The following is a 20,801-nucleotide window of genomic DNA, read 5'->3' on the forward strand; positions in this document are numbered from 1 at the left end:
CGTGTCTCCTTTTCTCTAAAGAATTTTGGCTACATTCTTATCCATAACTGACGTTAGGTTAGCGAAAAAGCTGGCAAAGTTCGAGGACTTTGGTTTGGAGGATTTCTTGGGCGATCGCCCCTTGTTTTAGTCCAGCTTCTAGTTCTAGGAGAATGGGCAGTGTTTTTAGAAGTTGTTGACCCCTTAGCCGCCCGATTTCTTTACGGAGAAAGTATAGACGTTTTGGGTTCCGTAAGTCTGCTAGTTTGGCGATCGCCTTATCGTCTCGCTCACCGCTCTCCATCATCACTTTAATCACAGTCCACAGCCGGAATTGCCCGATCATGGTCGCCACAATCCTCAGAGCCGGCTCATTTTGCGCCAGTAGCTCCCCCACTAACTGAATTGCATCACCACTTTTTCCCTCGCGAATGGCCCCGCACAATTGCAAACTATTTTGACTCGTTGCCGCCACGAGCTTTTGAATTTCATGACGATTTAACGGTTGGGGGCGATCGCCCTGATAAACCTTGAGTTTTTCCAGTTCATTCCAAAGACGGCGACTATCATTACCCACCGCTTCACCCAATAATTCCATCGCACCTCGGTCTAACTTGACCCCAAGTTCTTGGGCTGTACCGCGCACTCGATCAGCAAGGGCTTCCGTTTGCCACGGCGGAATAGGTGAAAATTCTCGAACCTTGGCATGTTCCTGTAAAAACTTAGTGGATTTAATGCGTTTATCCGGTTTTTTGCGCGCCGTAATTAATAAATGACTACTCTCCGGCACAACCCCTAAAGTCCGTTGCAGTTGAGTCAAAAGAGCCTCAGAGCAATTGTTACAAAACGTCGCTTCCTGCAACCATACCAATCGTCCCCCCATACCAAAGGGTGGTGTCATTGTCTCATTGAGCGCCTCAATGGTGCTCTCTTCCTTGCTGCCATCGTAGGTTTGAAAGTTAAACGATAGCCATGCCGGGTCAAGGACAGACTGCTTAATTTGGTCTACCGCTTGGGCGATCCCGAAATCATCTTCACCCCAGAAAAAGTACACAGCCATAGCAATCCGCTAAAATCAAAACAAATCAATGTAAAGTGAACAAACGATTTATTCCCTGCAACTAGACCATTATGCCGAGAACTCAACGTAACGATAACTTCATCGACAAAAGCTTTACGGTAATGGCGGATATCATCCTCAAGATTCTGCCCACCAGCAACAAATCCAAAGAAGCCTTTGCATATTACCGTGACGGCATGTCGGCGCAGGCAGATGGCGAATATTCTGAAGCCCTCGAAAACTACGAAGAAGCCCTCAAACTCGAAGAAGACGGCAATGATCGTAGCTACATTCTCTACAATATGGGCTTAATTCACGCCAGTAATGGTGACCACGAGAAGGCGCTAGAACTTTATCACGAGTCCATTGAGCTGAACCCTCGCATGCCCCAAGCACTAAATAATATTGCTGTGGTGTATCACTTCCAAGGGGAGCGGGCGAAACAATCTGGCGATTCAGATAAAGCCGAAGCGTTGTTTGACAAGGCCGCAGAATATTGGAAACAGGCGATTCGTATTGCTCCGAATAACTATATCGAGGCGCAAAACTGGCTTAAAATCACAGGACGTTCTGAAATGGATGTGTTTTTCTAGATTTTACTCTCTTTATAAAAGATGCGTTGCGACGGAGAATAAGCCATGTATTAGTTACAGAAGCTTTGGCCGTTCCCACATATCCTAAATTTTTATTGCTTTGATAACTGTTAACTGATACCTGATAACTGTAAGAAATGATTGATCTCGAACAGGTTCGTAAAGTTGCCCATCTTGCTCGCTTGGATTTAACGCCTGATGAAGAGGCTATTTTGCCGCAACAATTGAGCGGTATTTTAGATTATGTCGAGCAGCTCAGTGAGCTGGATACTGACGGTGTTGAACCGACAACTCGCGCCATTGATGTTAGTAATATTTTCCGTGAGGATACTCAAAAAACCTTCGGCGATCGCGAGTCTCTTCTGGAAAATGCCCCGGAGCGGGAAGCCGATTTTTTCCGTGTGCCTCAAATTATGGGCGACAGCGAGTAAACAAAATTTTCCTGCTGTTTCGCGGCACTAATAAATCAAGAAAAAATGGATTAGATTTTCACCAATACGGCAAGGTCTAATCCATTTTGTTTTATTTGATTTGGTTCTCGAAAAAAGATGAAGCTAAATCTTAAGATGCGAGGGCAACTTCAAGCATTTCGTGTAGCTCACCAGAATTGTAAAGTTCAATCATGATGTCAGAGCCGCCGACAAATTCGCCATTGACATAAACCTGAGGAATGGTTGGCCACTCAGAATACTCTTTAATACCTTGGCGAACCTCATAATCTTCAAGCACATCAAAGGTTTTAAACTCAACGCCGACGCTGTTGAGAATCTGCACCACATTATTAGAAAAACCACACTGGGGCATCAACTTTGTGCCCTTCATGAACACAAAAATTTTGCTGCTATTAACGAGATCATCGATTTTGGCTTTGGTTTCAGGAGCTAAAGACATAGTAATAATTCCGAGTGAATAAATGAAATAAATCTGATGTAGTCAGGTGATCCAAACAAATAAGCGTTAGGAGGGTTCACCCGCTTCTTGCCACTTCTCTGGCGTAAAAGTACGGAGGGCAAGGGCGTGGATCGCTTCCGTTGCCATCTCATCTTTGAGGGCGGCGTAGACCATTTGGTGCTGGCGGACGCGTGTTTTTCCGGCAAAATCGGGTGACACAACGATGGCTTCAAGGTGATCTCCACCGCCCGTTAAATCCTTCACAAAGACTGTGGCATCACCAAAATGTCCTTCTATGGAATTTTTTACGGCTGCTAGGCTGACCATATTTTTAATGAAGCAATAAAAGTTTGCGTAGGTAAAGTTATCTAGTAAAGATTGTATCTTTACAACGGCCAAACTTGTTTTTAGGCGATCGCAATTTCTGCCTGAATCTGTTGCCAAGCCTGTTGGGGATTTTCTGCCTTCGTAATCGGACGACCAATAACTAAGTGATTTGCCCCCTGTTTAATGGCATCTGCTGGGGTCATCACGCGCTGCTGATCGCCTGTGTGTGCCCAAGTGGGACGCACCCCCGGACAAACTAAGGTAAAGTCTTCGCCACTTATACGCCGTAACTGGCCGGCTTCATGGGGTGAACAAACCGCTCCGTCCAAACCTGAATTTTTGACGAGCTGCGCCATATGTTCTGCAAACGCCGCTAACTCGACCGAAATTTTGAGATCGTCCCGTAGGTTGTCAGGACTTAAACTCGTCAAGACTGTAATGGCAATTAACTTTGTCGGCGAATTTCCTAGGGCTTCTTTGGCGCGTCCCATGGCTTCAGTACCCGCCACCGCATGCATCGTCAGTAAATCAACTTCGTATTCTTTTGCAGAACGGCAGGCTCCGGCTACGGTATTGGGAATATCGTGAAATTTTAGATCTAAAAAAATCTTTTTGTCTTGCTTTTTTAGGTACTTCAGGATGTCCGCACCTGTGGCAACGAACAGTTCTAAGCCAACTTTCCAGAAATTTACCTCTGGTAGTGCATCAATTAGGGCGATCGCCGCCTCTAGAGTTGGCACATCCAGCGGCACAATTACAACATCATTTTGTTTTGTCATATTTCCTGCTCACCAAGCAAGCTACTGTACACCATCGCTACGACAAGATCGACGCAAAATAATTATTGTCGAAATAGCATCGAACTTAAATTTTGGTCGAGTCAATCTTTGTCAATGCCGATTCTACTCGAGAAATCTAGGCCGTTACGAGTATCATTTCGCAGAAAATTTGCTAACATTCCCTTAAGTACCTTTGTAATTTAAAAAACAATTTGCTTGAATTTTTGCGTAAATACCGAAAATTAAGGCAACACTTTTGAGTTATCCAGATCAAACGGCTTGAATTTTTTATGATTCAATTCATCGATATCAGTTGAGCTATTATTCGTTTGCATGAGACTCCTCAAAACTAGAAAGAGCATAGCTGGTATTGGTGCTGTAGCAGTATTGGCAGCCCTGTTTTACATCTTTCCCAGCCAAACCTTATCTCCAACGCTAATTTTACAAAATATGTTTGGTAGTAGAGCCCAAAGCCAAGCAACAATTAGAGAATTTGAGTTAGACAAATCTTTTTTGACTTTTACAGAGGAATTGGCTGATAACTCAACAGGCGCGAATATTTGGTTTTCTGCTCCCCTGATCATTCTAGCTGATCCTTCTCAAAAAACAGATTTTCCGTCGACAAACATCTTCAACACAGACTTTTCATTGTGCAATCCTCTGAAGCAATCAGATTTTCAATCTGTGTGTGTGGCGGATCTGTTGACTCAAGATTCCTCGATTCTTGTTTTAGAATCTCCTTTTGGCTCGTGGCCACAAGACTCTGCTGCTCTAGGTTCATTTTTGCTACATGAACAGCAGAAGCGGGATGAGGATATGCGCAATAGGGTGGGGAAAAAAGGCTATTACTATTATCAGGACAATAAAGTGTTTTGGCTGGATGAAAATGCTCCGCCTCCTCAGGGGGCAATTCCTCTAGATACTAAGGCTGATCATTAGGTTAAGTCGGGTTTACTGATTCATCAAGAGCAAACTTGTCGGTTTTGTCGGATGAATGAACAATGTACGATGGGGGAATCTTAGAATTTGAGAAATTTTGTGTATAGCTTTGATGCTTCAAGCTAGCCTAGAGCAATGATGAGATTAGATTTATATACTGTTGGTTCCTATTCTCCGGGGGCTTCGCTTCTTAAAAGATTGCTTTGGTATTTTTTTGGTGCGGTATTAGTGAGGAGTTATTTAATTCCTTTTTCTGGGCTAAAGGTTGGGGTCTTGAGGCTTTTTGGTGCGACTGTGGGTCAAGGGGTGCGTATTAAACCCGGTGTTCGGGTTAAATTTCCCTGGCGTTTAACTGTGGGAGATCATGTGTGGATCGGTGAGGATGCTTGGCTTGATAATCTTGCGCCCATAACCATTGGTGATCATGTTTGTATTTCACAGGGTGTCTATCTTTGTACGGGCAATCATGACTGGACAGTGCCTGAATTTTCCCTCAGAACCGAGGCGATCGCCATTGAAGCAGATAGTTGGTTGGCTGCTGGTTCTTGGGTTGCGCCGGGCGTTACGATTGGTCGGGGGGCGATTTTGGCTTTAGGGGGAGTGGCGTTAAAATCCCTTGAGCCGATGATGATTTACCAAGGTAATCCGGCGATCGCCGTCAAAAAAAGACAAATCAAAGATTTAGTAAAGCCAGATGACCCTTTGATGAATTAAATAACACTTTCTTCCTTTTCTTCTTCCGATGACGAACCCGCTAATTGTCCGTTGCCATCACCATTGGATGAGTGATGCTGTTGTTCGGTAAAATGCTCTTTGCGCACTTCAACATCCGCTGTGATGAGAGATCGATTTTCAGGGGCAGCATCATCCACTTCCGGGAAATAGTTCATTGTACTAGACTGGCCGATGGTTGCCCGTAGCACAGGAACAGCACCCTTTTGCCGATTGACCACTAACCCCAATACTGGAATTTGTTTCTTTTCAAGCTCATCAACAGCTTCTTCTAAAATACCGAGTTTGGTTTTGTGGAGGCTGGCCACGAGGATCAGTGCATCCGTATTACGACTGAATAAGGTTGCATCGGCGAGTCCCAACATGCTCGGAATATCAAGGATAATGAGATCAAATTCCTGTTCTAGATGCGCCATAACAGAGCCGAGGCGATCGCTATTTAGCAACCTCGCAATATCATCCTCTGACTTTCCGGGAGGCAAAACAAAGAGCTCTCGATTCTCAAAAACTCTCTGAACATAAGGCGCAACTTCTTGAGTTGGATCTTTTAGTAAATCAACAAAACCAGATTGATTATGCAGATTTAAAAATTCGTGAATTTCAGGCTTGCGAAAATTTGCATCAATCAATAGGACTTTCTGACCCATCACCGCAGCAGTATCTGCCCAGTTTATGGCAACCGTGGTTTTGCCATCGCCGACGGAAGCGGAACTAACAACAAATGTTTTGTAATTTCGTTCTTCCATCACCTGCGCTAGGTTAGTTTAGAGAACCCTTAATGACTCGAAAAATTCGACAGTGCCATCATATTCTTCAAAGAGGGCGATCGCCATTTTACTAGCACCACTAGACAACCGTTGAGATAGCCGGATAATCCGCTGCTTGATGCGATTGAGTATTTTGCGCTTGCGCTTTTTTCTTTTGCCGCTACTCTCTTGAGCAAGAAAAACCTGCTGATTAAAGGGCAACACACCCAAAATGGGGAGCTTGATTTTTTTCTGGAGTGCACTGAGAGTGTGAACACTGCCACCAATCTTATCCAAGATAAAAGCAACAGCCAGACCCGCGATGATGCCCTTGATGATTTCAGTCCGTAGAGCTTTCATGAAATCATTAGGTGTGCCAAAGGCAGAAGGTTCCCTCACCAATTCCCAGGGAATCTCACTTTGGGCCGCTTCAATTTGGAGAGCTTGGCGACTTTGTAAAAAATCTGTCAAACTTTGTACAGCAATACTTAGCTGTCTCTCAATATTGTTATATTCACGAATTAAAGCAGATAAATCTTGAATTTCTTGGCTGATGCGCGCCTTCGCCTGATCAATATTTTGTAAGCGCGTGTTGTAAACTCGTGCTTGCACAGACCCTGCCGCCATACGTGCTTCGACTGTTTCATTGATCCGCTGTTGTAACAAAGGCAGTAAATTTTCCCGTCGTTGCTTGAGGGCTTGAATAACGGCATTGCCTTCTTGAAACCGTGACCGTTCAAGACTAAGCTCTGTATCAATCGCCCGTATCTGCCCTAAAATTTCCTGATATCCTTCATCTTCGATCAATAGAGCTTGAATACCTTCTTCTGTTTGCATATTACGCAAACTCGCCTCAAGACTGGCTAATTCTTGCTCAATCGTTAATTTTTCTGTTTCTAGCTGTCCCAATTGCTCTGTCAGCTGATTGGAACGATCTTCTGGACGGGCAAAACCGTTTCTCTGGCGAAATTCTTGCAATTGAGCCTGCAATTCATCGACTTTTTCTTGGGTAAAGCGTCTTTGTTCATCAACGAAACGCAGACCCTGTTGCAGAAATGTTTGACGTGTTTCTTCACTGTATTCGAGGTAGCTCTCGGCAAGATAATCAAGTACAGCGCGGGTCATCGCTTGATTATTGCTCGCAAAAGAAACCTCAATGATTTTAGTGCTACCAAGCTGTTGGATATTTAATCCGCCTAATAAAGTACCAAAACCCAAACTAGGGTATGAAGGTTTTAAGTCTTCAATGACGGGTAATAATAAGGCAGGACTTTTGAGAATGGCTAATTGAGTCTCGTAGTCAAGACTGCTCCCTGTGCCAGCGTTACTTAAATTGGCAAGGTCTGCATTCACGGGCTCAACTAAAAGTTGAAAATTACCTGTGTAGGTGGTCGGCACTTTGCTGAGCTTCATGGCGGAGTTGCCGATCAGCACTATTGCGACACCCACAATGACGAGGGAGCGCCGCTTTACCATTTCAATGATTTCACCGACTTGATTACCGCCGGACTCTTCCTCTTCTTGGGCTGGCAACGGGCTAACAACCTGTGGTGAATTTCCCACAGAATAATGGTCAGCAGTCTGGGATTCTGTTGTAGCCCGAGAATCTTTGGATGAAAAAGAAGGATGCCGCATGAACTCTAAAGGAAGTAAGGGTCGCGTAAATGGTGGTTCGTTAGTAGATGGCGATCGCTAAGTGTGGAAGACAGTGGAAGACAGATGAATGGGAATTTGTTTAATCATCTCCAGCTCATGTATTGTGATTATCCCAACCGTAACTGCTCTTTCCCATCATAGCTGTAGTCAAATCTATTGATCATTGAGGAAAAAGAGATAGGGTAGGAGGAAGTTTACATTTCGACTCACACTGGTGAGGGTTTCTCTGATGGTGCCCCAGGTGGATTTCCCGACCATGATGATATCGTTAGGCTGAAGAATCGGGTTGTCTTCTGGGTTAATGGTACGGTCTAGATCGACCTCGATTTTTTTCTCACTAACCGTACCATCAGGGTTAAAGCGCAGCAGCTTTACTTTTTTTCGGGCAAGGTTGTTAAAGCCACCAGCAGCGATTATTGCTTGGCTTAATGATGTATTTGCTTTAACTTGCAAACCTCCGGGTCTATTCACTTCTCCTAAAATGGCGACTTCAATGGGTCCCCTTGATAAAGTCGAACTTGTCAGTGCTGTAATTTGCTCGTTGTTCAGCTCAGCTTGGGGAATTTGAATCACATCGCCGGCCTGTAGTGTCACATCTTGGTCTATGCGTCCTGATTCAAGGATGGCAAACAGATCAATTGTGATTTTTTGGAGGGAGCCGCTACGGGTCTTGCGCTCTAGGGTGACATTGCGCACATCGGCAAAGGGCGATAGGCCACCTGCTTGTTGAATTGCCCGTACAATGGTTGTTTGATCTCCTGCACCAAAACGGTAGGGGCCTGGCAATCCGACTTCGCCCAGTACGGCAACGTCGACAGGTAGAGTTGATTGGGATCGTACGTTAGATAAGGCCAGTTGCTCGACAGTGTCTACATCGAGAATGGCTGCGGCAGGAACTGTAATGACATCGCCATCGCGTAGGTCAATGTTTTGGCTCAGGTCTCCTTGGTTGAGTAGGGCAAGTAGGTTAACGGAAATGGTGTGGGATAAAGTCGGATTTTCTGAATCTCTCGTGATTTGGACTCGGGCGATATCGCCGGCAGGGGTAATGCCGCCAGCGTTTTGTAGTGCTTGGAAGAGTCTTGGTGCTTGGCCGCCTGTATTTGAGGGGAAGGTATAGAGACCGGGCTGAACGATTTCTCCACCCATGACGATCTGTAGGGGACGGCGGTTTATTAGGGTGACATCTACTTCTGGAAAGCGTAGTTCTGGGGCGTAGGCAACGGCAAGGCGATCGCCGGCCTCTGCGATGGTTAACCCCCGTAGATCAACCCGCCCAACTAAGGGCAAAGTTATGGTGCCAAAGGGCTCCAGTGCATATTGGCCGTTATATTCTGGTGTATTAAAAAACTCTAGTTGAATCGTATCGCCAGCATCAAGGCGGTAATCGGCCTCTAGCTCATCTATGGAGGGGATGTCGCGATTAGGAAACTGGGGGACAGCCACAGCTGCCGGTGCACCAGACGGCGAAAATACTGGTAAAGAACGAGGCTCGGTTTGTTGGGGCTGGGGGAAAACGCCTTGAAACGGATTGACTTCTTCCCAATAGCTATCGGGTAATGGATCACGCTCAAGGAAGGGCGGCGGCGTGACATCAGACCGGGGGATGGTCGGTAATACTCTTAAATCTGGTTCAAGGTTGTCTGGGGCGATACTTTGTGCCACCAACTGAGGGGTGGTAAGGTCTTCCGCCTGTATGGCTACAGCAGCAGTGAATGGGGTAACAGTAGTAGCGGCGATCGCCCCAAAGATTACCCGACGAGAAAGAAAAAATAACGAACCTAATTTCATAACAAACGCGGCATGAACACAATACAGACGACAATCTAGAACCGATACATCTTGAAAGATCAAAATTTACTTAAATTGTTCCAGCTTTCAATTGGGTTACCAGTGCAAATACAAAGATTGATGAGATCCCCTACCTACAAATTAGTGTGCCAAAACTGAGTGCTGAACCATAAGAGTCTCCATAGTAGCCCAGCGATTTGCTCGAAAGTATGAGCCTTCTTAAAGAGTTTCTGAGGATTTTTCGATTTTTGTGATGTGACCAAACCATTTGCTTTTATTCTTAGGGAAAGCAATTTACAAGTAAACAACCTTTTCCGAAACAATGACAAGCACGACAAACTTACTGGTCGTAGACAATGTACATGCAGGATATATAAAGGATCTCAATATTCTGCAAGGCATTAATTTTCGCATTGCCCCCGGTGAACTCGTCGTTGTTATTGGCCCCAATGGTGCGGGAAAATCAACCCTTGCCAAAACAATTTTTGGATTACTAACGCCGAATCAAGGCAGCATTACGTTTAAGGGAAAAAATATTGTCGGTCTCCGCTCCAACCAAATTGTGCAGCAGGGCATGTGCTATGTCCCACAAATTAGAAATGTTTTTGCCAGCCTCAGTGTTGAAGAAAATTTGGAGATGGGAGCCTTTGTTCGGTCGGGTTCTTTAGCGGGCCTTAAGGGGCAGATCTACACGATGTTTCCTGTCCTCAAGCAACGGCGTAAGCAGCAGGCGGGGACTTTATCTGGTGGTGAACGTCAAATGTTGGCGATGGGACGGGCATTGATGCTTGATCCCGATTTATTGGTTCTGGATGAGCCTTCTGCGGCGCTCTCGCCGATTTTGGTGACTAATGTTTTTGAGCAGATTAAGGCGGTAAATAGTTTGGGTAAGGCGATTATTTTAGTGGAGCAAAATGCGAAGCGGGCTTTGGAGTTGGCTGACCGTGGCTATGTTCTAGAAAATGGGCGCGATCGCTTTGAGGGCACAGGTGCTGATTTATTAAATAATCCTAAGGTGGGTGAGCTTTATCTTGGGGCTGCTTATAGGGAAGATTAGATGATTTTTTTGGAAATTTCGCTAGAGTAGCAATATCTTCTCTCTCGCTATGGCAGATGGTGGTAAAACTTCAAGATAGGCTACAGACTTACTGGCAAAGGTTGCGGCGATCGCCTGATCCAGCGATTCCAGAGATCATCGAAGTCACAGCTGAGCCAGTGGAAGAGCAACCAGAGTTATCGCGCTGGCAAAAATTTACAGCTCGTTTTCAAAGATCACAAACATCAGCCATGACTAGTGGTAATGCCAATGACCTAGAAGACCAAGTGGAAGAGACCTTAGAAGAACAGGATAAAACACGCATTGCCCAAGTTTTTCAGAAGGTTGTCCGACGGGTAAAACCGGAAGATATTGAACGGGTTAAAGCAGGCCTTGATCAAATGCGGCGGGGGCCAGTTAAAGAGGTTTGGGGGAAAGTGCAGTCCCTCGCAAAAATGATCAAAGATCCCCATGTGGCTTGGAAATCAAAAGCTGTGGCGATCGCCGCCCTCGTCTATCTCGTTTCACCCTTCGATGCCGTCCCCGATGTCATTCCCTTCGCAGGCTTAGCCGATGATGTCGCCGTGATTGCAGCCGTAGTTTCGACCTTAGCTGTCGAACTAGAAAAATATATGACCCGCCAAGCCGAACAAAAAGCGGCGATCGAAATCAAAAAACAAACAGAAATTGTGCGTATTACCTTAATTGGCAGTATCGTAGCGGCGGCGATCGCCATTATCGTTAAACTGATTTTGAATACTTTAGGTTAGAGAATGTTATCAACTTAATTGAATAACACACTCTAATGACCTAGATTTTCCTTAACGAAACATACTGCTAACAGAACTCTCCTCGTGGATACGCCAAATCGTTTCACCGAGAAGATTCGCAACGGTCAATACAGTTAGCTGCTCAAACTGCTTTTCGGGGGGAACAGGAATCGTATTAGTTACGATCACCTCTTCAAATAGACCACCAGACAGACGGTCGACCGCAGGACCCGAAAATACCGGGTGAGTGGCACAGGCATAAACCTGCTTCGCCCCTTCCTTTCGGAGTAAACGAGCGCCCTCTTGCAATGTTCCCGCAGTGTCTATCATGTCATCGACTAGGATGGCAGTTTTACCTTGGACATCGCCCACCACATTCATCACTTCCGCAACATTATGGGCCTGACGACGTTTATCGATAATGGCGAGGGGAGCACCGTGTAATTTTTTGGCAAAGGCACGGGCACGGGCAACACCACCAACATCAGGGGAAACAACAACAATATCATCTAGATTTTTGCTGTTGAGATAATCCAAGATAACGGGGGAGCCGTACACATGGTCACAGGGAATATCAAAGTAACCTTGGATCTGGGCAGAGTGGAGATCCATGGCTAAGACGCGACCAGCTCCGGCTTGGGTAATGAGGTTTGCGGCTAGCTTTGCGGTAATGGATTCGCGACCTGCTGTTTTTCGATCCGCACGGGCATAGCCATAGTAGGGAATGACTGCGGTGATTTGTCGGGCAGAGGCACGACGGCAGGCATCGATCATGATTAACAGCTCCATCAAGTGATCATTCACTGGCCGACAGGATGGCTGGATGAGGTACACATCACAACCGCGAATGGATTCTTGGATTTGCACATACATTTCGCCGTCGGCAAATTGTTTGCGGATCATGGGGCCTAAGTCAATGCCGAGATAGCGGGCAACTTCGTTGGCGACAATGGGGTTCGCTGAGCCTGAAAATAGGCGTAAACGATTACTCGAAGATGTGGTTTGGAGGATGGATTGTTGTAGGGCAACGGTGGCGGAGTGGCTCACAGCGGAAGAAACCTCTCTTTTGGGTTGGTAAAGGACATCCAAGGGGGGAGAGTACCATATTCATTATTCCCGCGATTTGTGACGCGACTTGCTTTGCTAGATTCTCTAATTATTGAGAGCAATTGAGTGGTGATCCCCATCATTCAGCTCGGCAAGTTCTTGGGTTAAATCGGTGGGGAGTCATCGAAGTAGATGCAACAAAAAATGGTCAACGAACTATAAAAAAATATTAAAGAAGAGTCTATTCTTCAGGGTCTATTGTACTCAATAACTTCTGGAATGCAATTTGAAATTTACTTATGTTAGGAAATTGTTTGTTTGTTGCGGGAACTGATACTGAGGTCGGAAAAACAGCGGTTAGCTCGGCTTTGATTGCGTATTGGCGGTATTTTCTTGCTCATTCTCCGTTAGGCGTGATCAAGCTCATGCAAACGGGGATCGGCGATCGCCAATGGTATGAAGAGTTTTGTGATGACCATACGCGTTTAGTCGTACCTCTGGAGTATGAAACTCCGGTCGCGCCTCCGGTGGCGGCTACGCTTGAAGGTAGAGATATTGACCTGGAGCTGGTGCGGCGATCGCTAGATGAATTGGCGGCAGAAACAGAGTTTGTGATTGCCGAATCTCTGGGCAGTTTAGGGTCGCCTGTCACTGATGATCTTTTAGTGGCAGATTTGGCGGGGCAGTGGCAGATGCCGGCGGTGCTGGTTGTTCCGGTAAAGCTGGGGTCGATTGGCCAAACCATTGGTCAGGTGAGCTTGGCGCGGGAACACAATATCCAGCTCCGGGGCATGATTTTGAGCTGTGGTACACCGGCTGCAGTAGGAGAGATTGAAAAATTGTCTCCCCCAGCCACCCTTGAAAAGTTTACGGATATTCCGGTAATCGGCACATTACCCTATGTCAAGGATTGGGGCGATCGCCGTTTCCTTGCTGAGACGGTGGCGACATGGGATTTAGAAAAATTACTGCCGACTAAAGTCTTTGAGCGAACGCAAAAAGCTTAGGGCTCTTTAGTCACGGTGATTTTTCCGTGGTCAATCCGCCAGCAGCGGTCGGCAATACCTTCCAATTCATCGGGGTCATGGGTGACAATTAGCAATGTCCAATGTTCCTTGAGCTTGTGCAGAAGTTTCGCCAGCTGCGATCGCATTGACCAATCTAAGCCTGCCGTTGGCTCATCAAGCATCAGCAGATTTGGCTGTCGAATGAGCTGTACAGCTAGGGCCAGTCGTCGCTGTTGACCACCGCTGAGGGCATGGGGTGAACTTTTCAGATCGAGGTGTGCTAGGTCTACTTCTGCCAATGCTTCTTGCACTTGCTCTAATCGCAACTCTGGATGTCCGAAGCGTAACTCTTCTAAAATAGTTGACCCACAAAAATGTCGTTCAGGAAACTGAAAGACCAGCCCGGCCAGCTGCTGGAGATGAATGCTTGTTAGTGCCTGTTTTTGCCAGCGAATATCGCCCCGAGTCTGTTCTGCTAAACCCGCCAAAATTTCTAATAGTGTTGTTTTGCCAGAGCCGCTAGGCCCCACGATCATTCCCAGCTCCTGCGGTGCAAGGGAAAGGTTGACTCCCTTAAGAATGGGCTCCGATGTGGCGGCCGGATGATAGTACAGATCCTTGAGATAAAGCATCACTGTTCTGATGAAACCTTGTTTACGGTAACACAGGGGTTTAGGAGAGCTGCCCCCATAAATGCGGCGATCGCCACCGAGGTCAGTTGATAACACCGACAGGTCTGCAAATCTTCTTAATATTAGAAGTAGTTAATGCTCAGTTAAATCGAAGTTTAATTGAGAAGCCATTGATCCCCGACAGAAGCTGTTAAATTAGTAATTGAAGAAAGACATAGCTCTTCTTCCCCGGCAGATAAAACAGCCATTGTCCAAGTTAGTTTAAGGAGAGTAAAAACGCTGTTTCTTTACATATCTGTCTCGTTTCAAAACGATACCACCCAAACTCAAAATCTATACTTCCAATAGCTGGAAAAAACAGGGAGCAACCCAACTGAAGAACTCAAGTCTTGTCTGGCATTTCGAGTGATGCAGTTGCCGCCTCTAAACGATATAGCTCTATTAATGGAAGTCCACTGGGAAAAGAGTGCTGGGTGGTATTGTTATGTATAGCCATTTTATTTGATATTAAGAATAGAAAGATTTTTTGTCTGAATTATAATCGCTACATTAGTTCGGTAATTAATTACTATTTATAGGCTTTATTCTTAAATTTTTAAATAGATTTTGTAAGGTAAGAAATTTATTTTAGTGCAGGGTAAGATTTTTGAAATCTCCTAGCTCAATATCCGGTAGATTTTCTAGCACTTCATGCCATGTTTGATGTGTTTTCAATGCTTTGATAATCAGTGGGAGCGGCTCAGGTAAAATATCAGGAAAATCAAATTCTTCAGGAAAATTGATCTGAAAAGCGAGCTGCTCATGGGGTGGGGTGAATTGAGCATCGATATTCGCTTTGTTGCCCCTAGCATCTACGCGATACCAGCCGCAGTCTGCTAAAAAGATGGCGTTAAAGCCGTGCAAGCTATAGGGTGCGCCTTTGTCATCGATGCTTAATCTCTGGTAACATAACCCCGCCGGAATTTGATTTGCTCGGAGTAGGGCTGCGAGTAAATGGCTTTTGGCAAAACAATATCCGGTTTTGTGGTGGAGAACGTCTGAGGCTGTGCAGGTAATGGGATTCATTTGGTAATCAAAACTATGGTGGATTTCGTCCCGCACCCACTCGAAGCAGATTTTGGCGATCGCCGTTTTATCCTCCAATCCAGCAGCTAATTTATTGGCTTGAGCAAGAATATCTGGATGCTGCCAATCGATAATGTCGCTTGCTTGTAAATACTTTTTCATAATTTAATTGACCGCTCCAATCTATCAGAGGCGATCGCCAACCCTCTTAACGATACTCTTTCCAGTCCCTAGAAAGGGATTTTGATGCTTGAGAGCTGTAGAATTTCATAAGAATGTAATTCGTCGCAATTACAACGACTTTCAGTCCCTAGAAAGGGATTTTGATGCTTGAGAGTTAGCGTTGATGATGCCAACGAAAAACAATGCATTCTTTCAGTCCCTAGAAAGGGATTTTGATGCTTGAGAGTGTATATTTGAGCAGAGAATCCTTTACAGATTGGCCTTTCAGTCCCTAGAAAGGGATTTTGATGCTTGAGAGTATATTGTTGTTGACCAAACGACACGCCGAGATAGCTTTCAGTCCCTAGAAAGGGATTTTGATGCTTGAGAGATGCTGTAGCCGACTTGGGGGATGGCGTAGCGATTGCTTTCAGTCCCTAGAAAGGGATTTTGATGCTTGAGAGTTATTTAAGCCCTTATAGTGCTTAAATTCAGGTCTACTTTCAGTCCCTAGAAAGGGATTTTGATGCTTGAGAGTCGGTAAGACCAGAGAGGTGCAATATCTCTCTAAACTTTCAGTCCCTAGAAAGGGATTTTGATGCTTGAGAGCTAATCTCTGAACTCTGGTAAAACTCGAAAAATTCTTTCAGTCCCTAGAAAGGGATTTTGATGCTTGAGAGCTGCACCACCACGATTTTGCTCTGATCGTCGTACTGCCTTTCAGTCCCTAGAAAGGGATTTTGATGCTTGAGAGTTTTCAACTCGAAAAGAGACTCAGACAACCTGCCACTTTCAGTCCCTAGAAAGGGATTTTGATGCTTGAGAGAGGAACAAATACGAACGGCATAGAGCAGAACCTTCCTTTCAGTCCCTAGAAAGGGATTTTGATGCTTGAGAGATGTGCCAAAACCGTAAACATCGAACACAGCTTGACTTTCAGTCCCTAGAAAGGGATTTTGATGCTTGAGAGTTAGTTTTCTTGTGCCGGAGATTCCTATCATTTTGCTTTCAGTCCCTAGAAAGGGATTTTGATGCTTGAGAGTGGAATTTGCCTCTCAAAAAAGAGCAATATCTCAACTTTCAGTCCCTAGAAAGGGATTTTGATGCTTGAGAGTCTTTCACTTTAAAATCCTTTGCGAGGGTAGTTATCTTTCAGTCCCTAGAAAGGGATTTTGATGCTTGAGAGTTGCAGCTCATCGATATCGGGTGAGTCTTTCCCCTTTCAGTCCCTAGAAAGGGATTTTGATGCTTGAGAGTTTTGCTTATTGTTTTGAGTTATGCTACTGGTTCATCCTTTCAGTCCCTAGAAAGGGATTTTGATGCTTGAGAGAATTATTTTGATGGCACAATTTTTGATTATGGTGAGACTTTCAGTCCCTAGAAAGGGATTTTGATGCTTGAGAGGCGGCGATCGCCAACTTCAACCGCGAATCTAGCTTTCAGTCCCTAGAAAGGGATTTTGATGCTTGAGAGGAGTTCGGAACCGGTAAATCCTTGGCTATGATTGCTTTCAGTCCCTAGAAAGGGATTTTGATGCTTGAGAGCTTGCTGTAGTCCTTTAAAATCTTGATCATTTTCAACTTTCAGTCCCTAGAAAGGGATTTTGATGCTTGAGAGCTGGTTGGATCGTCAATCAGGGAAGTTCAAGTAGCGCTTTCAGTCCCTAGAAAGGGATTTTGATGCTTGAGAGACGTGAACATTTGGCAGAGTTGCGTCCACTTGGGACTTTCAGTCCCTAGAAAGGGATTTTGATGCTTGAGAGTTGGATGGGATCGGAATTCCGCTAGATGTCGTCGCCTTTCAGTCCCTAGAAAGGGATTTTGATGCTTGAGAGTTTGCCTTTTGCTCCAACTTGCTAGCCAAAAAAACTTTCAGTCCCTAGAAAGGGATTTTGATGCTTGAGAGCGCGCTAGCGATGTGCGTCCCCATGCCAATACTGAGGCCTTTCAGTCCCTAGAAAGGGATTTTGATGCTTGAGAGCAAATGTTTACAACGAGCTGCGCAATGAATTGCTCTTTCAGTCCCTAGAAAGGGATTTTGATGCTTGAGAGACAGCAGGCGATCGCCACAGCATCTAAAGCTATCAAGCCACTTTCAGTCCCTAGAAAGGGATTTTGATGCTTGAGAGAAAATAATATGCGACGATAAACGTATCTTGAAAAACTTTCAGTCCCTAGAAAGGGATTTTGATGCTTGAGAGACATTTTTACTTTCTTGAATCAGGGCACCGAAAGTCTTTCAGTCCCTAGAAAGGGATTTTGATGCTTGAGAGATTACGGAAATTAATGCAGACATAAAACTCAAACAACTTTCAGTCCCTAGAAAGGGATTTTGATGCTTGAGAGGTGCGATCGCCGTGACAAATGGGTTACGAAATCCACTTTCAGTCCCTAGAAAGGGATTTTGATGCTTGAGAGTATCACTTACATCGGCGGGAACAACTACCAAAAACTACTTTCAGTCCCTAGAAAGGGATTTTGATGCTTGAGAGCATGAAAATATCCGGAATCGCCGCCATTCTCCCCCCTTTCAGTCCCTAGAAAGGGATTTTGATGCTTGAGAGATGGGAGGATGGGGGTTGTGAATCATGGGAACCTCCCTTTCAGTCCCTAGAAAGGGATTTTGATGCTTGAGAGTTAGGTCACGAATCTTGCTGGGGATATCAACCCCCCTTTCAGTCCCTAGAAAGGGATTTTGATGCTTGAGAGTCAACTGCACCTCCCTTAGCAAGTCCGAAGATTGAACTTTCAGTCCCTAGAAAGGGATTTTGATGCTTGAGAGGTGCGCCTGTATCGTAATAAGGAATTGATTCTTGCTTTCAGTCCCTAGAAAGGGATTTTGATGCTTGAGAGCTACGCCCCTCTTTTACGTAGAACCCGTTGCCCACTTTCAGTCCCTAGAAAGGGATTTTGATGCTTGAGAGTTGGGATGATGTCAACGCCGCAGCAAAGGAACGCACTGCTTTCAGTCCCTAGAAAGGGATTTTGATGCTTGAGAGCAGCAACGATGAAGCTGTTTTAGTCACTCTACTTAATGCTTTCAGTCCCTAGAAAGGGATTTTGATGCTTGAGAGCTATAGCCGCGCCGTCACCGCCAACTACAACGCAAACTTTCAGTCCCTAGAAAGGGATTTTGATGCTTGAGAGTCAGATAGTGCCCATAAAATCGCTTCTTTTTCTTCCTTTCAGTCCCTAGAAAGGGATTTTGATGCTTGAGAGAGAGCCACGCACCGCGAAGCCATAGCGCTGCACTCTTTCAGTCCCTAGAAAGGGATTTTGATGCTTGAGAGGTCGTAATCCTGAAAGCCCTGAATTGTCCAGTCAACCTTTCAGTCCCTAGAAAGGGATTTTGATGCTTGAGAGTCCTCTAGCAGCTTTCGGGCTGCTTTTTTATTGCCCTTTCAGTCCCTAGAAAGGGATTTTGATGCTTGAGAGTCGTCCTCGAAGCAACGGAAGCCTATGCTTTCTTCTTTCAGTCCCTAGAAAGGGATTTTGATGCTTGAGAGTTTCACATCACGCTTAAAGGTGCTCAGAATCCCCACTTTCAGTCCCTAGAAAGGGATTTTGATGCTTGAGAGTGTTAAATGGTGGTATCGAACTTGTACTAAATTTTTGCTTTCAGTCCCTAGAAAGGGATTTTGATGCTTGAGAGTCTTGACGCACTAGATAGGTGTAGAGTAGATTAGTACTGCTTTCAGTCCCTAGAAAGGGATTTTGATGCTTGAGAGGTTGTAGCTGTGACCTTTGCTAAAGTTTAGTAGTCTTTCAGTCCCTAGAAAGGGATTTTGATGCTTGAGAGGCTGACGGCGATCGTCACTGTTTCACCCGTGCCATTCTTTCAGTCCCTAGAAAGGGATTTTGATGCTTGAGAGAATCCCGTCGTTCTAGTGGTGGCAACGATGATACTAGCTTTCAGTCCCTAGAAAGGGATTTTGATGCTTGAGAGAATCTCTGTTTGGTGTACAGGGTGGTCGAGCTTTCCACTTTCAGTCCCTAGAAAGGGATTTTGATGCTTGAGAGATTTATGAGGCGACGGGCATTATTAGCGCGCAAAAAACACTTTCAGTCCCTAGAAAGGGATTTTGATGCTTGAGAGATAGAAGCTTATTACTACAGCAACAAAGACAAAACCTTTCAGTCCCTAGAAAGGGATTTTGATGCTTGAGAGCGGTGACCCCAGCAGTATTGCCGAATCAATGGCAACTTTCAGTCCCTAGAAAGGGATTTTGATGCTTGAGAGCTGGTTTAGTTATGCAGGTGTTCAAGGGTTCCTATCTTTCAGTCCCTAGAAAGGGATTTTGATGCTTGAGAGCTGCTGGAGAAGGGGCGATCGCCTGTTGTAGCTGACTTTCAGTCCCTAGAAAGGGATTTTGATGCTTGAGAGACAATAGGTTTGAAGAGATTGGCACTAAATTAGTATGCTGCTTTCAGTCCCTAGAAAGGGATTTTGATGCTTGAGAGAATAGTTCGGCGATCGCCACAGTAGATGATCGACTCTTTCAGTCCCTAGAAAGGGATTTTGATGCTTGAGAGCGAAGAATTGATGCTGTTTGGGCAAGTATGCCAACGCTTTCAGTCCCTAGAAAGGGATTTTGATGCTTGAGAGTCCTCTTCTTTCATGCCCTTAGTCGTTTTCTGATACTTTCAGTCCCTAGAAAGGGATTTTGATGCTTGAGAGATTTCGTGCTCTTCAGTATTTCGTCTTAAATCAGCTTTCAGTCCCTAGAAAGGGATTTTGATGCTTGAGAGTCCTACTAAAAATTCTTCAATATCAACAAGGCGAACTTTCAGTCCCTAGAAAGGGATTTTGATGCTTGAGAGCTGCGGGATTTTTCACAAGTACATCTTCTTGTCAGCCTTTCAGTCCCTAGAAAGGGATTTTGATGCTTGAGAGTAGTCAATGGCGCATCAACAATGCGCAGTTTGAGCTTTCAGTCCCTAGAAAGGGATTTTGATGCTTGAGAGATGGCAATCTATGGCACGTGGCTAGCGGTGGCATTCTTTCAGTCCCTAGAAAGGGATTTTGATGCTTGAGAGAGGTAAACGAAGACGGCGAGTATGTTGAGGCTGAGGCCTTTCAGTCCCTAGAAAGGGATTTTGATGCTTGAGAGTGAGTTCCTGCTTTTTTTGCATCGGCTAGGGTGAATTCTTTCAGTCCCTAGAAAGGGATTTTGATGCTTGAGAGTCGCCACAAGGTCAATGTTGCCGCCCCCTCGATAAATTTCCTTTCAGTCCCTAGAAAGGGATTTTGATGCTTGAGAGATTGCCAATATCTGTGCGACGGCTAGGGAGGTACACTTTCAGTCCCTAGAAAGGGATTTTGATGCTTGAGAGTCATGTCCACCACATTGATGGGGACACGGCAAATCTTTCAGTCCCTAGAAAGGGATTTTGATGCTTGAGAGTGTGATCGGCGCAATTGGTGCGGCGTTAGTCCCCCTTTCAGTCCCTAGAAAGGGATTTTGATGCTTGAGAGTTGGCGGGTTCTACCCCCACCGATGCCGAGCTGGCCTTTCAGTCCCTAGAAAGGGATTTTGATGCTTGAGAGCCCCTGTATCTCACGGGCACAAAAGTGCAGGTCACAGTTCTT

At 45.3% G+C, this 20,801-nt stretch carries 17 protein-coding genes and 1 CRISPR repeat array (1 of these 18 running past the window's edge); of the genes, 7 read left to right on the plus strand and 10 right to left on the minus strand.

Features of this window, described 5'->3' with window-relative positions:
- Positions 1–58: 58 nt before the first annotated feature.
- A complete protein-coding gene (gene holA / locus NIES208_RS15445; protein WP_075893879.1) occupies positions 59–1,039 on the minus strand; it encodes a DNA polymerase III subunit delta in 981 nt (326 codons plus the stop codon).
- A 71-nt stretch (positions 1,040–1,110) separates the two neighbouring features.
- Here holA and NIES208_RS15450 point away from each other — a divergent pair, with 71 nt between their 5' ends.
- Both NIES208_RS15450 and gatC read left to right on the plus strand, forming a co-directional pair.
- Positions 1,111–1,632, plus strand: a complete 522-nt coding sequence (locus NIES208_RS15450) for a photosystem I assembly protein Ycf3 (RefSeq protein ID WP_075893880.1) — start codon at positions 1,111–1,113, stop codon at positions 1,630–1,632.
- A 137-nt stretch (positions 1,633–1,769) separates the two neighbouring features.
- Positions 1,770–2,063, plus strand: coding sequence for an Asp-tRNA(Asn)/Glu-tRNA(Gln) amidotransferase subunit GatC (gene gatC / locus NIES208_RS15455; RefSeq protein ID WP_075893881.1), 294 nt, complete (start codon positions 1,770–1,772; stop codon positions 2,061–2,063).
- 130 nt (positions 2,064–2,193) lie between these two features.
- Here the strand turns inward: gatC and grxD are convergent, their stop codons facing one another.
- From grxD to pyrF, 3 genes are all read right to left on the minus strand, one after another.
- Positions 2,194–2,523 carry a Grx4 family monothiol glutaredoxin gene (gene grxD / locus NIES208_RS15460; protein WP_075893882.1) on the minus strand — a complete coding sequence of 110 codons (330 nt, stop codon included), beginning with the start codon at positions 2,521–2,523 and terminating at the stop codon, positions 2,194–2,196.
- Positions 2,524–2,589: 66 nt separating this feature from the next.
- Complete coding sequence (locus NIES208_RS15465) at positions 2,590–2,850, minus strand: BolA family protein (protein ID WP_075893883.1); 261 nt, start codon at positions 2,848–2,850, stop codon at positions 2,590–2,592.
- Positions 2,851–2,930: 80 nt separating this feature from the next.
- Positions 2,931–3,629 carry an orotidine-5'-phosphate decarboxylase gene (pyrF, locus tag NIES208_RS15470; protein ID WP_075893884.1) on the minus strand — a complete coding sequence of 233 codons (699 nt, stop codon included), beginning with the start codon at positions 3,627–3,629 and terminating at the stop codon, positions 2,931–2,933.
- Between the two features lie 333 nt (positions 3,630–3,962).
- Between pyrF and NIES208_RS15475 the strand changes: the two genes are divergently transcribed.
- Entirely contained in the window at positions 3,963–4,568 is a 606-nt protein-coding gene (locus tag NIES208_RS15475; RefSeq protein ID WP_139325083.1) for a hypothetical protein, read from the plus strand.
- 135 nt (positions 4,569–4,703) lie between these two features.
- Positions 4,704–5,282 carry a putative colanic acid biosynthesis acetyltransferase gene (locus tag NIES208_RS15480; RefSeq protein ID WP_235641412.1) on the plus strand — a complete coding sequence of 193 codons (579 nt, stop codon included), beginning with the start codon at positions 4,704–4,706 and terminating at the stop codon, positions 5,280–5,282.
- On the opposite strand, the gene NIES208_RS15485 is transcribed toward NIES208_RS15480, so the two are convergent.
- From NIES208_RS15485 to NIES208_RS15495, 3 genes are all read right to left on the minus strand, one after another.
- Positions 5,279–6,046, minus strand: coding sequence for a CpsD/CapB family tyrosine-protein kinase (locus NIES208_RS15485; protein WP_075893887.1), 768 nt, complete (start codon positions 6,044–6,046; stop codon positions 5,279–5,281). The two genes, NIES208_RS15480 and NIES208_RS15485, sit on opposite strands and share 4 nt — an antisense overlap.
- Positions 6,047–6,064: 18 nt before the next feature.
- Positions 6,065–7,681: a GumC family protein gene (locus tag NIES208_RS15490; protein WP_075893888.1), complete on the minus strand. Its 1,617-nt coding sequence runs from the start codon at positions 7,679–7,681 to the stop codon at positions 6,065–6,067.
- Between the two features lie 174 nt (positions 7,682–7,855).
- Entirely contained in the window at positions 7,856–9,493 is a 1,638-nt protein-coding gene (locus tag NIES208_RS15495) for an SLBB domain-containing protein (protein ID WP_075893889.1), read from the minus strand.
- Between the two features lie 322 nt (positions 9,494–9,815).
- Between NIES208_RS15495 and NIES208_RS15500 the strand changes: the two genes are divergently transcribed.
- Complete coding sequence (locus tag NIES208_RS15500) at positions 9,816–10,550, plus strand: ABC transporter ATP-binding protein (protein WP_075893890.1); 735 nt, start codon at positions 9,816–9,818, stop codon at positions 10,548–10,550.
- 56 nt (positions 10,551–10,606) lie between these two features.
- Entirely contained in the window at positions 10,607–11,299 is a 693-nt protein-coding gene (locus NIES208_RS15505) for a YkvA family protein (RefSeq protein WP_225875328.1), read from the plus strand.
- Between the two features lie 51 nt (positions 11,300–11,350).
- Here the strand turns inward: NIES208_RS15505 and NIES208_RS15510 are convergent, their stop codons facing one another.
- Complete coding sequence (locus tag NIES208_RS15510; RefSeq protein ID WP_084176659.1) at positions 11,351–12,346, minus strand: ribose-phosphate pyrophosphokinase; 996 nt, start codon at positions 12,344–12,346, stop codon at positions 11,351–11,353.
- A 299-nt stretch (positions 12,347–12,645) separates the two neighbouring features.
- Here NIES208_RS15510 and bioD point away from each other — a divergent pair, with 299 nt between their 5' ends.
- The gene (bioD, locus tag NIES208_RS15515) at positions 12,646–13,353 is read left to right on the plus strand and encodes a dethiobiotin synthase (protein ID WP_075893892.1); all 708 of its coding nucleotides are present in this window, start codon (positions 12,646–12,648) and stop codon (positions 13,351–13,353) included.
- Here bioD and NIES208_RS15520 read toward each other — a convergent pair.
- Both NIES208_RS15520 and NIES208_RS15525 read right to left on the minus strand, forming a co-directional pair.
- On the minus strand, positions 13,350–13,985 hold the full coding sequence (locus tag NIES208_RS15520; RefSeq protein ID WP_075893898.1) for an ABC transporter ATP-binding protein: 636 nt from the start codon (positions 13,983–13,985) through the stop codon (positions 13,350–13,352). The two genes, bioD and NIES208_RS15520, sit on opposite strands and share 4 nt — an antisense overlap.
- A 627-nt stretch (positions 13,986–14,612) precedes the next feature.
- Positions 14,613–15,212, minus strand: a complete 600-nt coding sequence (locus NIES208_RS15525) for a transglutaminase-like domain-containing protein (RefSeq protein WP_075893893.1) — start codon at positions 15,210–15,212, stop codon at positions 14,613–14,615.
- A 58-nt stretch (positions 15,213–15,270) separates the two neighbouring features.
- A CRISPR array of direct repeats spans positions 15,271–20,801; the repeat unit is 37 nt; unit sequence CTTTCAGTCCCTAGAAAGGGATTTTGATGCTTGAGAG; it runs 322 nt beyond the window's last position.

Source organism: [Limnothrix rosea] IAM M-220 (assembly GCF_001904615.1).
GTDB lineage: Bacteria > Cyanobacteriota > Cyanobacteriia > Cyanobacteriales > MRBY01 > MRBY01.

Excerpts from the sequence above, each read along its gene's own strand:
- holA (WP_075893879.1), bottom strand. The coding sequence starts at position 1,039 with ATGGCTGTGTACTTTTTCTGGGGTGAAGATGATTTCGGGATCGCCCAA.
- NIES208_RS15450 (WP_075893880.1), top strand. The coding sequence starts at position 1,111 with ATGCCGAGAACTCAACGTAACGATAACTTCATCGACAAAAGCTTTACG.
- gatC (WP_075893881.1), top strand. The coding sequence starts at position 1,770 with ATGATTGATCTCGAACAGGTTCGTAAAGTTGCCCATCTTGCTCGCTTG.
- grxD (WP_075893882.1), bottom strand. The coding sequence starts at position 2,523 with ATGTCTTTAGCTCCTGAAACCAAAGCCAAAATCGATGATCTCGTTAAT.
- NIES208_RS15465 (WP_075893883.1), bottom strand. The coding sequence starts at position 2,850 with ATGGTCAGCCTAGCAGCCGTAAAAAATTCCATAGAAGGACATTTTGGT.
- pyrF (WP_075893884.1), bottom strand. The coding sequence starts at position 3,629 with ATGACAAAACAAAATGATGTTGTAATTGTGCCGCTGGATGTGCCAACT.
- NIES208_RS15475 (WP_139325083.1), top strand. The coding sequence starts at position 3,963 with ATGAGACTCCTCAAAACTAGAAAGAGCATAGCTGGTATTGGTGCTGTA.
- NIES208_RS15480 (WP_235641412.1), top strand. The coding sequence starts at position 4,704 with ATGATGAGATTAGATTTATATACTGTTGGTTCCTATTCTCCGGGGGCT.
- NIES208_RS15485 (WP_075893887.1), bottom strand. The coding sequence starts at position 6,046 with ATGGAAGAACGAAATTACAAAACATTTGTTGTTAGTTCCGCTTCCGTC.
- NIES208_RS15490 (WP_075893888.1), bottom strand. The coding sequence starts at position 7,681 with ATGCGGCATCCTTCTTTTTCATCCAAAGATTCTCGGGCTACAACAGAA.
- NIES208_RS15495 (WP_075893889.1), bottom strand. The coding sequence starts at position 9,493 with ATGAAATTAGGTTCGTTATTTTTTCTTTCTCGTCGGGTAATCTTTGGG.
- NIES208_RS15500 (WP_075893890.1), top strand. The coding sequence starts at position 9,816 with ATGACAAGCACGACAAACTTACTGGTCGTAGACAATGTACATGCAGGA.
- NIES208_RS15505 (WP_225875328.1), top strand. The coding sequence starts at position 10,607 with ATGGTGGTAAAACTTCAAGATAGGCTACAGACTTACTGGCAAAGGTTG.
- bioD (WP_075893892.1), top strand. The coding sequence starts at position 12,646 with ATGTTAGGAAATTGTTTGTTTGTTGCGGGAACTGATACTGAGGTCGGA.
- NIES208_RS15520 (WP_075893898.1), bottom strand. The coding sequence starts at position 13,985 with ATGCTTTATCTCAAGGATCTGTACTATCATCCGGCCGCCACATCGGAG.
- NIES208_RS15525 (WP_075893893.1), bottom strand. The coding sequence starts at position 15,212 with ATGAAAAAGTATTTACAAGCAAGCGACATTATCGATTGGCAGCATCCA.